The following is a 13,334-nucleotide window of genomic DNA, read 5'->3' as shown; positions in this document are numbered from 1 at the left end:
GAAACCTAGAATGTTAACAGTGGTGCCGGTACGATATGGGTTCGAACGACTTTGTGACGCTCTTTTTCCTCGTGGCGGCGGTGCTGATCTTTCTCCAGTTGCGCAGCGTGCTTGGTCGCCGCACCGGAAACGAGAAGCCGCCGCGCGATCTCTATACCCCGGGCGATGCGGCGCCACCAAGTGACGCCCCTGACGCAGGCAAGGTCGTCACTTTGCCGAGGCGCGATGTTGTCGAAGATGAAAACCGATTTGCAGCCATCGACGCATTTTCAAAACCGGGGACGCCGCTGAATGACTCGTTGCGTGAGCTGAACAGGGCGGATCCGACATTTGAGCCGACGCAGTTCGTAAACGGCGCCCGCATGGCCTATGAGATGATTGTCATGGCTTTTGCTGATGGCGATCGAAAGGCGCTCAAGGGCTTGCTATCGCGCGAGGTCTATGAGGGTTTCGATACGGCGATTTCGGAGCGTGAAGCCAAGGGCGAAAAGGTCAAGGCCAGCTTCGTCGGCATAGACAAGGCCGACATCAAGCATGTGGAGATGAAGGGCAGCGAAGCCCTGGTCACCCTGCGGATCGTCAGCCAGATGATATCGGCGACATATGACAAGACAGACAAGATTGTCGATGGCGATGCCGAACAGGTATCGGAAGTCAGCGATGTCTGGACCTTTTCCCGCGACACGCGTTCGCGCGATCCCAATTGGAAACTCGTGGCGACCGAATCCGAGCAATGAGTGGGCTAGGGCAGGATTTCAGACTGGAGCCGATATCCTTCGAGACACTGAAGGGCTGGAAGGACGACGACCCTTCCGGCCTTTTTGACGCCATGCGGGCCTGTCGCCGCTACATCGTCGATACAAAGCCCTACCGCACCGGCTCAGCAGGCCTGACCGCTGATGATCTTCTGCCGCTGCTAGATGAGGCCCTGACCGTTGCGCCAGCAAATGCGGCGGAGGCGCGGGCCTTCTTCGAGCAGCGTTGCAAGCCCTTCTTCATTCGACGGGCTGAAGGCAGGAATGGGTTCGTCACGGCCTTTTTCGAACCGGAGATTGAAGTCGCGGCGAAGCCGGACGCGGTCTATCGCTATCCCTTTTACCGCCGACCCACCGACCTTATCGATCTCGACGACAGCAACCGGCCATCGAACCTCGACCCGTCCTATATGTTTGGACAATCAAAGGATGGCGTCATTTCCGCCTATCCCGATCGTGGAGAGATCGCGCGTGGCTATCTCGAAGGGCGCACCCTTGAGATTGCCTGGGCAAAATCCAAGGTCGATGTCTTCTTTGTACATGTCCAGGGTGCCGCGCGCCTGCGCTATCCCGACGGCACGCTCGGCCGCATCACCTATGCTGCAAAGGCTGGTCATCCGTTTTCGCCGGTCGGGCGGCTATTGATCGACCGTGGGGCGATCGCACCGGCCGCAATCTCGATGCAGAGCATAAGAGACTGGCTCTACGCTCATCCCGATCAAGTCGACGAGGTGCTTGCCCATAACAGGTCCTATATCTTCTTCCGCGACGCTGCGGTGGATGACATCCGGGCCGGGCCGATCGCTGCGGCGAAGGTGCCTCTGGTTGCCGGCCGCTCTTTAGCGGTCGACCGGCTTATCCATACCTTCGGCTTTCCCTTCTTCATCCGCTCGGAAAGCTTGACCCATCTCGACGGCGGCAAGCCATTTCAGCGGTTGATGCTGGCACTCGACACCGGTTCGGCCATCGTCGGGCCGGCGCGAGGCGACATCTTCACAGGATCGGGATACGAGGCAGGCGAACTTGCAGGCACAGTCAAGAACGAGGCCGACTTTTACATCTTCGTTCCGAAGGCGGCAGCCGCGAGGCTGATGTGATGGCAAAGGATCGCAAGCTTAGCGCTGAGGAGCGGATCCTTTGGGGCAAGGTCGCCAAGAGCACGAGACCGCTGCCGGAACGGCAGCGGGATATGAACGCGCTCGATGCCTTCCTCGCCGACGGGCAAACAGCCGAGGATGCCGACATCGAGCAGGCAAAAGACAAGGCGGCAACACCGGCGAACAAGCCGACGCCTTCCGCCGTTCAAAAGAAACAGCCTTCCCACACACACCATCCGCTGGAGCGGCCCGTGAAGCGCAAGATAGCCAAGGGGCGGCTGCCGCTCGAGGCGCGCATCGATCTGCACGGGCTTTTCCAAAGCGAGGCCCACGGCATGTTGCTGGATTTTCTGCTGCGCGCCCACCAGCGCGGCATGCGCCACGTCCTGGTCATCACCGGCAAGGGCAGCTCGATGGGGAGCGAAGGGGCTCTGAAGCGTGCTGTACCTCTATGGTTTTCCAAGCCGGAGTTTCGCTATCTGATCTCGTCCTACGAGGATGCCGCTCAAAAGCACGGCGGCGAAGGCGCGCTTTACATCCGTCTGGCGCGGCGGCCGGGGGATCACGAATGACACCCTTCGGCGAGGCAGTCAGAAAGCTCCGGCAGCGCAAGGGCGTATCGCAAAAGCAAATGGCCGCAGCGCTCAACGTCACGCCTGCCTATCTCTCCGCGTTGGAGCACGGAAGGCGAGGTTTGCCGACCTTTGACCTCTTGCAGCGGATCGCCGGGTATTTCAACATCATCTGGGACGAGGCCGAAGAACTCTTTATGCTGGCAAGGGGTTCCGATCCTCGCGTGGTGATAGATACCTCGGGCATGGCACCGGAATATACCGCCCTTGCCAACCGCCTGGCCGCCCGGATCAGGCACCTGGATATGGAGACCGTCGCCGAAGTGGCCATCCTCCTCGAAAATACCAGAAAAAGGGGCTGAAAAGCGCCTCAATCCCCTGTTTTATGGACGCCTTAGGGGCCATATATTTGGAAGTTCGGGGAAAAGTCACCTATAGTCCAGAGAGGAAAACCGATGATTCGCCAGGATCGTTGCGCTCTCTGTAGAAACACTGGAAAGACCTCAAAAACATGACCGATACGCCCGCGACTGAAAACGCCGCAAGCGCCGAATATGGCGCCGATTCCATCAAGGTTCTGAAGGGCCTCGATGCTGTCCGCAAGCGTCCGGGCATGTACATCGGCGACACGGACGACGGTTCGGGTCTTCACCACATGGTCTACGAAGTCGTCGACAACGCAATCGACGAGGCTCTCGGTGGGCACGCCGACCTGGTGACCGTAACGCTCAATCCCGATGGCTCAGTGACGGTCACCGACAACGGCCGCGGCATCCCGACCGATATCCACACGGGCGAAGGCATTTCGGCAGCCGAGGTCATCATGACCCAGCTCCACGCCGGCGGCAAGTTCGACCAAAATTCCTACAAGGTCTCAGGCGGCCTCCACGGCGTCGGCGTCTCGGTCGTCAACGCGCTGTCGGTCTGGCTGAAGCTCAAGATCAAGCGCCAGGGTAAAATTCACGAAATCAGTTTCACGCATGGTGTTGCCGATGCGCCCTTGAAGACGCTCGGAGACAGCGGCGGCGAAACCGGCACGGAGGTTACCTTCCAGCCCAGCACCGACACGTTCACGATGATCGAATTCGATTTTGCCACGCTGGAGCATCGCCTGCGCGAACTCGCCTTCCTGAATTCCGGCGTGCGTATTCTGCTGACAGACCGGCGTCACTCCGACGTCAAGCAGGAAGAGATGCTCTATGACGGTGGTCTCGAGGCTTTCGTGACCTATCTCGATCGCGCCAAGAAGCCTCTGGTCGACAGGCCCGTTTCAATCCGCGGCGAAAAGGATGGCATCACGGTTGAGGTCGCCATGTGGTGGAACGACAGCTACCACGAGAATGTTCTTTGCTTCACAAACAACATTCCGCAGCGTGACGGCGGCACCCATATGGCCGGTTTCCGCGGCGCGCTGACCCGGCAGATCACCTCCTATGGTGAATCCTCCGGCATCACCAAACGCGAAAAAGTCACACTGACCGGCGATGACTGCCGCGAAGGCCTGACCGCCGTCCTGTCTGTCAAAGTGCCAGACCCGAAATTTTCCTCGCAGACCAAGGACAAGTTGGTCTCTTCCGAAGTTCGACCTGTTGTGGAAAGCCTCGTCAACGAAGCGTTAGGTTCGTGGCTCGAGGAACACCCGGCTGACGCAAAAATCCTGGTCGGCAAGGTGGTCGAAGCCGCCGCTGCCCGCGAGGCGGCGCGCAAGGCCCGCGAACTGACGCGTCGCAAAGGCGCGCTCGACATCGCATCGCTGCCGGGCAAGCTTGCAGACTGCTCCGAGCGCGATCCTGCCAAGTCGGAAGTTTTCCTCGTCGAAGGCGATTCCGCCGGCGGCTCTGCAAAGCAGGGCCGGTCGCGCGAGAATCAAGCGATCCTGCCGCTCCGCGGCAAGATCCTCAATGTCGAGCGCGCCCGCTTCGACAAAATGCTGTCGAGCCAGGAAATCGGCACGCTGATTACCGCACTTGGCACCGGCATCGGCAAGGACGAATTCAACGCCGACAAACTGCGCTATCACAAGATCATCATCATGACGGACGCCGACGTCGATGGCGCCCACATCAGAACGCTGCTCCTGACCTTCTTCTTCCGCCAGATGCCGGAGTTGATCGAGCGTGGCCATATCTACATCGCCCAGCCGCCACTTTACAAAGTCTCGCGCGGCAAATCGATTCAGTATCTGAAGGACGAGAAGGCGCTGGAAGAATATCTGATCGCAATGGGCCTTGATGACGCCAGCCTCCGGCTCGGGGGCGGGGAAGTGCGGGCCGGACAGGATCTGCGCGCGGTTATCGCCGATGCGCTGCGTCTTCGCGCCCTGCTCGAGAACCTTCACTCGCGTTATAACCGCGCCGTTGTCGAGCAGGCGGCAATTGCCGGGGCGCTCAACGCGGATCTTGTCAGCGACGGTGCACGCGCGCAGGTCGTGGCAACGGAGGTTGCCCGGCGTCTCGATATCATCGCCGAGGAAACGGAGCGTGGCTGGGCTGGCACGATCAACAGCGAAGGCGGCCTTCGTCTCGAGCGCATGGTGCGTGGGGTGAAGGAAGTCGTGACGCTCGATATGGGACTGATCGGATCCTCAGATGCGCGTTATCTCGACCAGCTTTCGCCGCGCCTGAAGGAAATCTACGACGTGCCGCCGACATTGGTCCGGCGTGACGGCGAAACCGAGATTGCCGGAGCACGAGCTCTTCTCGAAGCTGTGTTTGCAACAGGTCGCAAGGGCCTGTCGATGCAGCGCTACAAGGGTCTCGGCGAAATGAATGCCGAGCAGCTCTGGGAGACGACGCTTGATCCGAACGTCCGGTCGTTGCTGCAGGTGCGCGTGAATGACGCGGTCGATGCCGATGGTCTGTTTGCCCGCCTCATGGGTGACGAGGTCGAACCGCGGCGCGAGTTCATTCAGGAAAATGCGCTGAACGTCGCCAACCTCGATATCTAGTCATTGTAACGAAAAGGCCCGCGTGACGGTTGTCGCGCGGGCCTTTCTTTCGTTTTGGCACACTACTTTGCGATGAAAGTGCCGTTGAAGGCGACGTCCGACAACGGTTTGCGATGGCTTGGAAATTCGCGTTCGCGCAACTTTTCAGGGAGCTGGTTCTTATCGCCGATCTTGCCGATGGCGACGCCAGCCTCGACGCGATAACCCTCAGGAATATCAAGGGCTTCAGGAATCCTGTCCAGGTGAATGCCGCCCATGCCGTGGGCGTAGTAGCCAGATAGGCGCGCCTGCAATGAGAGGAAACCCCAGGCGGTGCCGGCATCGAAGGAATGGGTGTAGTTTGGCTTCTGTTCGGCAGATCCCAGTTCGCCGGTGTGGGTGCGGGAGACCACGAACAGCAAAGCGGCAGCCGTCTTCGCCCAGCCCTGGTTGAATTCGATCAGCAGATCGAGAAACCTATCCCAATGCTGCGAACCGCGCAGCGCGTAAACGAAGCGCCACGGCTGATGATTAGAGGAGGAGGGCGCCCAATGAGCTGCCTCCAGCATCGTCAATAGGTCAGCTTCCGGCATTGTCTCGTTGGTAAACGCCCGAGGCGACCAGCGATCGAGAAAGAGACTGTCGATCGAATACTGTGATTCTCGGCTGTTGGTGTTAGTCATGAAATTTCTTTCCGGTGGATGGGGGATCAGCTGAAACCGCCTTGTGGCAAGAGCAAGAGCATCTATAACGCGCCTTCACCCCTAGTCCAGACCACTTCGAGCTCTTCGCGAAAGGCGAAGCGCTTGAGATGTTCTGCCACCACGTTCTGCATCCGCTCGAGATTTGCGCCATCGGTTACATGCAAGACCATGCGCAGGTCATTCTCATCAGCCTCGAACACGACATCGGACTCCGGGCTGAAAGGTACTTTTCCGGTTTCCTCGTTGAATTCGACTGCAAACTTGTGGCTCCAATGCTTGCAGAGCTGTTGCAGGTAGCGGCTGGCGTTGACAGTCTTCACAATGGAATGCGAGGTGGGCATGAAAGCTCCATAAGTTGACAGTTGTCGACAGGTTTTAGGCCGGTGATTGGCGACGGCAAAGGGAAAAGTCATCCCAGCGGGCATGCTTCGTTTCAACAAACCGTGATTTCGAAGTCGCTGCTTGTTTTGATGGGGCTTACTTGACTAGCCTCGACCGTTCGCCGAAACGCGCCTAAGGTCCAGCGCCGGAAAAAGAGAGGACGACAATTGGGATATGCTCCATCCTCCTTGTGGATATTCTCTTTCGAGGAAGCTCGGTCTCGGCCGTGAAATGGAATGATGACACAGGTGAATGTTTCGTTCATATATGGCGGAATAAGTATTAAAGGCAGCTAGGGAAGGAAGACCCATGAAACTGATGCGCGTAGGCGAACCCGGCAAGGAAAAGCCGGCGCTTCTGGATAAGGACGGCAAGATTCGCGATCTTTCGGCACATGTCGCTGATATTGGCGGCGAAGCAATCGGCCCTGCGGGTCTGGCAAAGATCGCAGCGCTCGATCAAAGTAGCCTGCCCGAACTTGCCAAAGGCCGCATCGGTGCTTGCGTTGCCGGCACCGGAAAACTCATTTGCATCGGTCTGAATTTTTCGGACCACGCGGCAGAGACCGGCGCGACCGTTCCGCCCGAGCCCATCATCTTCATGAAGGCAAGCTCGGCAATAGTAGGCCCGAACGATACGGTCCGCATTCCGCGCGGGTCGGAAAAGACGGACTGGGAGGTCGAACTCGGCGTGGTCATCGGCAAGACGGCAAAATATGTCAGTGAGGCCGACGCCTTGGACTATGTCGCTGGCTATTGCGTGTCGCATGACGTTTCCGAGCGCGCCTTTCAAACGGAGCGTTCCGGCCAATGGACCAAGGGGAAATCCTGCGACACCTTCGGCCCGATCGGCCCCTGGCTGGTGACGAAAGAGGAAGTGCCGGACCCGCAAAATCTCGGCATGTGGCTGAAGGTCAACGGCAAGACGATGCAGGACGGCTCGACCAGGACGATGGTCTACGGCGTCGCCCATCTCGTCTCTTACCTTAGCCAGTTCATGTCGCTTCACCCTGGCGACGTTATTTCGACCGGCACGCCTCCAGGCGTCGGCATGGGCATGAAGCCACCGCAATATTTGAAGGTGGGCGATGTCGTGGAGCTTGGAATACAGGGCCTCGGCGATCAGAAGCAGACCTTTGCGGCCGATTTCTAAGTGATTGTCTGCCGCGATATCAACGGTTCGAAGCAATAGGGATGCCGCGGAGCATTTCCGCGGTATTCTCTGTGTCAATTGTTGCAAATTTATATTGCCATGCAGCAAAAACTGTTAGGTTCACAAATAGACTCAGTAAGGTCGCACCATCGAGAACGCGATTATCGGTCGTTTGAAAGGTAATACTTGCAATGTTTTACCAGCTTTACGAACTCAATCATGCTGCCATGGCGCCAATTCGAGCCGCAGCTGATCTGATGCGGCAGGCCTATACCCATCCGCTCAATCCCCTGACTGACACCATGTTTGGCCGTACCCTGACAGCGGGCCTGGAAGTGTTCGAGCGAACGACCCGCCGCTACGCCAAGCCGGAATTTGGCCTCAAGGAGACGCCGATCGACGGCAAGTCGGTGCCCGTGCGTGAGGAGATTGTCTGGAAGAAGCCGTTCTGCCAGCTCATCCATTTCGACCGCAGCCTGCCCGCCAGCCGTGCAAAGGATCCGCGGATCCTGGTTGTCGCACCGATGTCGGGCCACTATGCGACGCTGTTGCGCGGAACGGTGGAAGCGCTGCTGCCTGGCGCCGACGTCTATATCACCGACTGGATCGATGCCCGGATGGTGCCGGTTGCAGAGGGTACTTTCGATCTGGATGACTATATCGACTATGTCATCGAAATGCTGCATCATCTTGGCCCCGATACCCACGTGGTCGCGGTCTGTCAGCCCTCAGTGCCGGTATTGGCAGCCGCTGCTCTGATGGAAGAAGCCGGCGATCCGCTTTCGCCAGCGTCCATGACGCTGATGGGCGGCCCGATCGATACCCGCATCAATCCGACGGCTGTCAACAAGCTTGCAGAGGACAGGCCTCTCGAATGGTTTGCCGAAAACGTTGTGATGAATGTCCCATGGCCGCAGCCGGGTTTTTTGCGGCCTGTCTATCCGGGCTTCCTGCAATTGTCCGGATTCATGTCGATGAACCTCGACCGCCACGTCAACGCGCAAAAACAATTCTTCATGCACCTGGTCAAGAATGACGGCGAGCCAGAAAAGCACCGTGAGTTCTACGACGAATATCTGGCCGTGATGGATCTTACGGCCGAGTTTTACCTGCAAACGGTCGATCAGGTTTTCATGAAGCACGCCCTGCCGAAGGGAGAGCTGATGCATCGCGGACGCCGTGTCGATCCATCCGCAATCAGGAACGTCGCATTGTTGACCGTCGAAGGTGAAAACGACGACATTTCGGGTGTCGGCCAGACGCAGGCGGCGCAGACAATCTGTACCAATATTCCCGAAGCAATGCGCATGCACTATCTGCAGCCGGATGTCGGCCACTATGGCGTCTTCAACGGCTCGCGGTTCCGCCGCGAGATCGCGCCGCGCATACTGGCTTTTGCCGGGGAGCACGCAAGGAGCCGCAAACCGGTCGTCAAGCGCGTCATCAAGGGCGGAAAGTCCGCCTAGCGCATTTGATCGGCCAAAATGTTTTAAATTATCGGCCTTTATTCAACGGGTTGTTCGATTTCGTCGGATATCTCATTGAAGGGGACCCTCGTGGTAACCACATCGATTCCAGCGATTTGGCATTCGGCCTTTCGCTGAAACCGAGGTACTTCACGATGAACCAATCAGCATTGCTTCGCCCGGATTGGACTCCGGCTACCATTGCCCTGATGATACTCGGCTTCGTGGTCTTCTGGCCCCTGGGTCTGGCCATGCTCGCCTATATTCTCTTCGGTGACCGCTTGAGAGGGTTCAAAAGGGACATCAACGAGGCAACGGATGGAATGTTCGCCGGCTGCCGTCGCGGCCCGCGCGGCCGACATCGCTCGCATTTTACAAGCGACAATGTCGTCTTCGATGACTGGCGCAAGGCAGAGCTCGACAGGCTGGAACAGGAGCGCCGCAAGCTCGACGAGATGCGCGCAGAATTTGACACCTATGTCCGCGAGCTTCGCCGCGCCAAGGACCAGGACGAGTTCGATCGCTTCATGCGCGAGCGCAATAACGTCAAGCGCGATGACAATGGCCCGGCTGCGGAATTCCAGACGCCGTAGCAGTCACGATCCGAACGACCGGCATCTCGCGATGCCGGTTTTTCTTTGGCGGATTTTCGACCGAATCATATAAAACGGTGTCATGTTTCCGCTTCTTTCCAAAGCACGCCGAGCCGTTCGAAAGCCGTCTGCGCCAGAAACGCGAACGCTCGACGTCGCTGGCCGCCTTATGCCGCTGACCATTCGCCAGCACGATCGTGCGACGCGGATCACGCTGCGGATCGAGCCTGGCGGACGAGCCCTCAAGATGACGATCCCCCAGGGGCTTGCCGCGCGTGAAGTCAATGCCTTCCTCGATCGCCATCAGGGCTGGCTTTTGACCAAGCTTGCAAAATTCTCTCCGGACACGACGCTAAAGGGCGGAGGAGAAATCCTGTTTCGCGGCGTTCGCCATCGCATCGAGCATACTGGCAGTCTGCGTGGCTTGACCGAAGCCACGGAGGTCGACGGACATCACATTCTTCGCATTAGCGGCATGCCGGAGCACGCGCCGCGCCGCATTTCGGCTTTCCTGAAGAAGGAAGCCCGGGCAGATCTCGAGCGGCTAGTCGCCGTCCATGCTGGCCGAATTGGCGCAAAGGTTTCCTCGATCAGCATGAAGGATACGCGCAGCCGCTGGGGCTCCTGTTCGTCAGGGGGTAATCTAAGCTTTTCCTGGCGCATCGTTATGGCGCCGCCGATTGTCATCGACTATCTTGCCGCCCACGAAGTCGCGCATCTGAAGGAAATGAACCACGGACCTCATTTTTGGGCCTTGTGCAAGAGACTTTGTCCTCAAATGGAAGAGGCGAAGACCTGGCTGAAGCGACATGGCACCCAGCTCCACGCGATCGACTTCGGCTGACCCCTTTGCAATGATGCCGGAACTGCCTTGGCTGTCGCGAAGGGGCTCGACTCTTTTCCGTTTTCATGTCACTTCGCTGCCATGAAGCCCGATATCAAGATTTGTGGATTGAAGACACCGGAAGCTGTCGATCGCGCGCTTGCGCGCGGCGCGACGCACATCGGTTTCATTTTCTTTGAAAAGAGCCCACGCTATATCGAGCCGGATCTTGCCGGCAAATTGGCGGATCGCGCCCGCGGCAAGGCAATGATCGTCGCCGTCGTCGTCGATGCCAACAATGATGACCTCGACGAGATCATGACGATGGTCAGGCCCGACATGCTGCAGCTTCACGGCAGCGAGAGCCCCGAGCGCGTTCTGACCATAAAAACGCTCTACAACGTTCTTGTGATGAAGGCGATGTCTGTCAGGGACAGAGATGACCTGAGGCGCGTAGAGTCCTATATTGGCATCGTCGATCGGTTTCTTTTCGATGCAAAGCCGCCTGTCGGTTCTGATCTGCCTGGCGGAAATGGCGTGTCGTTCGACTGGAGCGTTCTCGGCTGGCTTGATGGCCGTGTCGACTACATGCTTTCCGGCGGCTTGAACAAGGATAATGTCGGCGTTGCGCTCGCATCCACGAACGCGACCGGTGTCGATATATCCTCCGGTGTTGAGAGTGAGCCGGGGGTCAAGGACCTGGCGAAGATAGATGCGTTTTTTGACGCCTTTGAGGATGCAATCATGCCTGCGCAGGCATCAGGGAGTTAAGAGTGAACGAGACGCCGAAACCCAATTCCTTCCGATCCGGCCCCGACGAAGACGGTCGCTTCGGTATTTATGGCGGCCGCTTCGTCGCCGAAACGCTGATGCCGCTGATCCTCGAATTGCAGGCGGAATGGGAAAAGGCCAAGGAAGATCCGGCGTTCAAGGCAGAACTCGAGCATCTCGGCACGCATTATATCGGCCGGCCGAGCCCGCTCTATTTCGCCGAGCGCCTGACGGCTGAACTTGGCGGCGCCAAGATCTACTTCAAGCGCGAAGAGCTCAATCATACCGGTTCGCACAAGATCAACAATTGCATTGGCCAGATTCTGCTCGCCAAGCGTATGGGCAAGACCCGGATCATCGCCGAGACCGGTGCCGGCCAACACGGCGTGGCGTCTGCCACGGTCGCTGCCCGCTTCGGCCTGCCTTGCGTCGTCTACATGGGTGCGACCGATGTCGAGCGCCAGGCTCCCAACGTTTTCCGCATGAAGTTGCTCGGCGCGGAGGTGGTTCCGGTAACAGCCGGCAGCGGGACGCTGAAGGACGCGATGAACGAAGCGTTGCGCGACTGGGTCACCAACGTCGACGACACCTATTACCTGATCGGCACAGCCGCAGGTCCGCACCCCTATCCGGAGATGGTTCGCGACTTCCAGTCGGTGATCGGAATAGAGGCAAAGCAGCAGATGCTGCTGGCTGAAGGGCGACTGCCGGATCTCGTCGTCGCAGCGGTCGGCGGCGGCTCCAACGCGATCGGCATCTTCCATCCGTTCCTCGACGACGCAAGCGTCAAGATTCTCGGTGTCGAAGCTGGCGGCAAGGGGCTCCAGGGCGATGAGCATTGCGCCTCGATCACCGCCGGTTCGCCCGGCGTGCTGCATGGCAATCGCACCTATCTACTGCAGGACAGCGACGGCCAGATCAAGGAAGGCCATTCGATCTCCGCCGGCCTCGACTACCCCGGTATTGGACCGGAACATTCATGGCTGAACGATATCGGCCGTGTCGAATACGTGCCGATCATGGACCACGAAGCGCTGGACGCATTCCAGATGCTGACGCGCCTTGAAGGGATAATCCCCGCGCTGGAGCCGAGCCACGCGCTCGCCGAGGTCATCAAGCGCGCGCCGAAGATGGGCAAGGACGAGATCATCCTGATGAACCTGTCCGGGCGCGGCGACAAGGACATTTTCACCGTCGGCAAGATTCTGGGAATGGGACTTTAAGAACATGACCGCACGCATGGACAAACGCTTTGCCGATCTCAAGGCGGAAGGCCGCCCGGCGCTCGTCACCTATTTCATGGGCGGCGACCCGGATTACGATACGTCGCTCGGCATCATGAAGGCGCTGCCAGAAGCCGGCGCCGATATCATCGAGCTCGGCATGCCTTTTTCCGACCCGATGGCCGATGGTCCGGCCATCCAGCTTGCGGGCCAGCGCGCCTTGAAGGGCGGGCAGACATTGAAGAAGACACTCAAACTCGCTGCCGATTTTCGCAAGATCGATACCGATACGCCGATCGTGATGATGGGATACTACAATCCGATCTATGTCTATGGCGTGGAGACTTTCCTCGACGATGCGATCGCGGCCGGCATTGACGGACTGATCGTCGTCGACCTACCGCCGGAGATGGACGACGAGCTATGCATTCCGGCGATCCGCAAGGGCATCAACTTCATTCGTCTCGCGACCCCGACGACCGATGACAAGCGTCTGCCGACCGTTTTGAAGAATACGTCCGGTTTCGTCTATTATGTATCGATGAACGGTATCACCGGTTCCGCGCTGCCCGATCCGTCATTGGTGTCGGGCGCCGTAAAGCGGATCAAGAGCCATACCGATCTGCCGGTCTGTGTCGGCTTTGGCGTCAAGACCGCCGATCATGCCAAGGTCATCGGCAGCTCGGCCGACGGCGTCGTTGTCGGAACGGCAATCGTCAACCAGGTCGCCACCAGCCTCACCAAGGACGGCAAAGCCACCGCCGATACGGTCCAGGCCGTTGCCACCCTCGTCCGTGGCCTTTCTACAGGAACCCGTTCTGCGCGCCTTGTTGCTGCCGAATAGTGTCACCACATTGGCTTTGGTCAATTC

The 13,334-nt window shown here is 58.6% G+C and carries 14 protein-coding genes; 12 read left to right on the top strand and 2 right to left on the bottom strand.

Annotated features, from left to right (window positions below; genetic code table 11):
• Positions 1-35 precede the first annotated feature (35 nt).
• The 5 genes from AB4Z52_RS04450 to gyrB all read left to right on the top strand — a co-directional run bounded on the left by AB4Z52_RS04450 (position 36) and on the right by gyrB (position 5,371).
• Positions 36-737, top strand: a complete 702-nt coding sequence (locus AB4Z52_RS04450) for a Tim44/TimA family putative adaptor protein (RefSeq protein WP_442216705.1) — start codon at positions 36-38, stop codon at positions 735-737.
• On the top strand, positions 734-1,852 hold the full coding sequence (mltA, locus tag AB4Z52_RS04445; protein ID WP_442216704.1) for a murein transglycosylase A: 1,119 nt from the start codon (positions 734-736) through the stop codon (positions 1,850-1,852). Before AB4Z52_RS04450 ends, mltA begins: the two co-directional genes overlap by 4 nt.
• Positions 1,852-2,424, top strand: a complete 573-nt coding sequence (locus AB4Z52_RS04440) for a Smr/MutS family protein (RefSeq protein ID WP_442216703.1) — start codon at positions 1,852-1,854, stop codon at positions 2,422-2,424. Before mltA ends, AB4Z52_RS04440 begins: the two co-directional genes overlap by 1 nt.
• Entirely contained in the window at positions 2,421-2,786 is a 366-nt protein-coding gene (locus AB4Z52_RS04435; protein WP_442216702.1) for a helix-turn-helix domain-containing protein, read from the top strand. The genes AB4Z52_RS04440 and AB4Z52_RS04435 overlap by 4 nt, the downstream gene beginning before the upstream one ends.
• A gap of 149 nt (positions 2,787-2,935) precedes the next feature.
• Positions 2,936-5,371, top strand: a complete 2,436-nt coding sequence (gyrB, locus tag AB4Z52_RS04430; protein ID WP_442216701.1) for a DNA topoisomerase (ATP-hydrolyzing) subunit B — start codon at positions 2,936-2,938, stop codon at positions 5,369-5,371.
• A gap of 62 nt (positions 5,372-5,433) precedes the next feature.
• Here the strand turns inward: gyrB and AB4Z52_RS04425 are convergent, their stop codons facing one another.
• Together AB4Z52_RS04425 and AB4Z52_RS04420 are read right to left on the bottom strand one after the other, a co-directional pair.
• Positions 5,434-6,033: a nitroreductase family protein gene (locus AB4Z52_RS04425; RefSeq protein ID WP_442216700.1), complete on the bottom strand. Its 600-nt coding sequence runs from the start codon at positions 6,031-6,033 to the stop codon at positions 5,434-5,436.
• 62 nt (positions 6,034-6,095) lie between these two features.
• On the bottom strand, positions 6,096-6,395 hold the full coding sequence (locus tag AB4Z52_RS04420) for a DUF2218 domain-containing protein (RefSeq protein ID WP_442216699.1): 300 nt from the start codon (positions 6,393-6,395) through the stop codon (positions 6,096-6,098).
• 349 nt (positions 6,396-6,744) lie between these two features.
• Between AB4Z52_RS04420 and AB4Z52_RS04415 the strand changes: the two genes are divergently transcribed.
• The 7 genes from AB4Z52_RS04415 (at position 6,745) to trpA (ending at position 13,307) form a co-directional block, all read left to right on the top strand.
• The gene (locus AB4Z52_RS04415) at positions 6,745-7,587 is read left to right on the top strand and encodes a fumarylacetoacetate hydrolase family protein (RefSeq protein ID WP_442216698.1); all 843 of its coding nucleotides are present in this window, start codon (positions 6,745-6,747) and stop codon (positions 7,585-7,587) included.
• Positions 7,588-7,778: 191 nt separating this feature from the next.
• A complete protein-coding gene (locus tag AB4Z52_RS04410) occupies positions 7,779-9,053 on the top strand; it encodes a polyhydroxyalkanoate depolymerase (RefSeq protein WP_442216697.1) in 1,275 nt (424 codons plus the stop codon).
• A gap of 155 nt (positions 9,054-9,208) precedes the next feature.
• Positions 9,209-9,646: a DUF2852 domain-containing protein gene (locus AB4Z52_RS04405; protein WP_442216696.1), complete on the top strand. Its 438-nt coding sequence runs from the start codon at positions 9,209-9,211 to the stop codon at positions 9,644-9,646.
• A gap of 82 nt (positions 9,647-9,728) precedes the next feature.
• Positions 9,729-10,490 (top strand): M48 family metallopeptidase, encoded by a 762-nt coding sequence (locus tag AB4Z52_RS04400; protein WP_442216695.1) that lies wholly within the window; start codon positions 9,729-9,731, stop codon positions 10,488-10,490.
• An 81-nt stretch (positions 10,491-10,571) separates the two neighbouring features.
• Entirely contained in the window at positions 10,572-11,240 is a 669-nt protein-coding gene (locus AB4Z52_RS04395) for a phosphoribosylanthranilate isomerase (protein WP_442216997.1), read from the top strand.
• 2 nt (positions 11,241-11,242) lie between these two features.
• Positions 11,243-12,463, top strand: a complete 1,221-nt coding sequence (trpB, locus tag AB4Z52_RS04390) for a tryptophan synthase subunit beta (RefSeq protein ID WP_442216694.1) — start codon at positions 11,243-11,245, stop codon at positions 12,461-12,463.
• 4 nt (positions 12,464-12,467) lie between these two features.
• Positions 12,468-13,307: a tryptophan synthase subunit alpha gene (gene trpA / locus AB4Z52_RS04385; RefSeq protein ID WP_442216693.1), complete on the top strand. Its 840-nt coding sequence runs from the start codon at positions 12,468-12,470 to the stop codon at positions 13,305-13,307.
• Positions 13,308-13,334 lie beyond the last annotated feature (27 nt).

Source organism: Rhizobium sp. 2YAF20, assembly GCF_052114685.1.
Lineage (GTDB): Bacteria > Pseudomonadota > Alphaproteobacteria > Rhizobiales > Rhizobiaceae > Rhizobium.
Note: the sequence above shows the minus strand (reverse complement) of the source record. Positions and strands in the feature narration are given on the sequence as shown.

What these genes read in the sequence shown, in the direction of transcription:
- AB4Z52_RS04450 (WP_442216705.1), top strand. Translation starts at nt 36, where the DNA reads ATGGGTTCGAACGACTTTGTGACGCTCTTTTTCCTCGTGGCGGCGGTG.
- mltA (WP_442216704.1), top strand. Translation starts at nt 734, where the DNA reads ATGAGTGGGCTAGGGCAGGATTTCAGACTGGAGCCGATATCCTTCGAG.
- AB4Z52_RS04440 (WP_442216703.1), top strand. Translation starts at nt 1,852, where the DNA reads ATGGCAAAGGATCGCAAGCTTAGCGCTGAGGAGCGGATCCTTTGGGGC.
- AB4Z52_RS04435 (WP_442216702.1), top strand. Translation starts at nt 2,421, where the DNA reads ATGACACCCTTCGGCGAGGCAGTCAGAAAGCTCCGGCAGCGCAAGGGC.
- gyrB (WP_442216701.1), top strand. Translation starts at nt 2,936, where the DNA reads ATGACCGATACGCCCGCGACTGAAAACGCCGCAAGCGCCGAATATGGC.
- AB4Z52_RS04425 (WP_442216700.1), bottom strand. Translation starts at nt 6,033, where the DNA reads ATGACTAACACCAACAGCCGAGAATCACAGTATTCGATCGACAGTCTC.
- AB4Z52_RS04420 (WP_442216699.1), bottom strand. Translation starts at nt 6,395, where the DNA reads ATGCCCACCTCGCATTCCATTGTGAAGACTGTCAACGCCAGCCGCTAC.
- AB4Z52_RS04415 (WP_442216698.1), top strand. Translation starts at nt 6,745, where the DNA reads ATGAAACTGATGCGCGTAGGCGAACCCGGCAAGGAAAAGCCGGCGCTT.
- AB4Z52_RS04410 (WP_442216697.1), top strand. Translation starts at nt 7,779, where the DNA reads ATGTTTTACCAGCTTTACGAACTCAATCATGCTGCCATGGCGCCAATT.
- AB4Z52_RS04405 (WP_442216696.1), top strand. Translation starts at nt 9,209, where the DNA reads ATGAACCAATCAGCATTGCTTCGCCCGGATTGGACTCCGGCTACCATT.
- AB4Z52_RS04400 (WP_442216695.1), top strand. Translation starts at nt 9,729, where the DNA reads ATGTTTCCGCTTCTTTCCAAAGCACGCCGAGCCGTTCGAAAGCCGTCT.
- AB4Z52_RS04395 (WP_442216997.1), top strand. Translation starts at nt 10,572, where the DNA reads ATGAAGCCCGATATCAAGATTTGTGGATTGAAGACACCGGAAGCTGTC.
- trpA (WP_442216693.1), top strand. Translation starts at nt 12,468, where the DNA reads ATGACCGCACGCATGGACAAACGCTTTGCCGATCTCAAGGCGGAAGGC.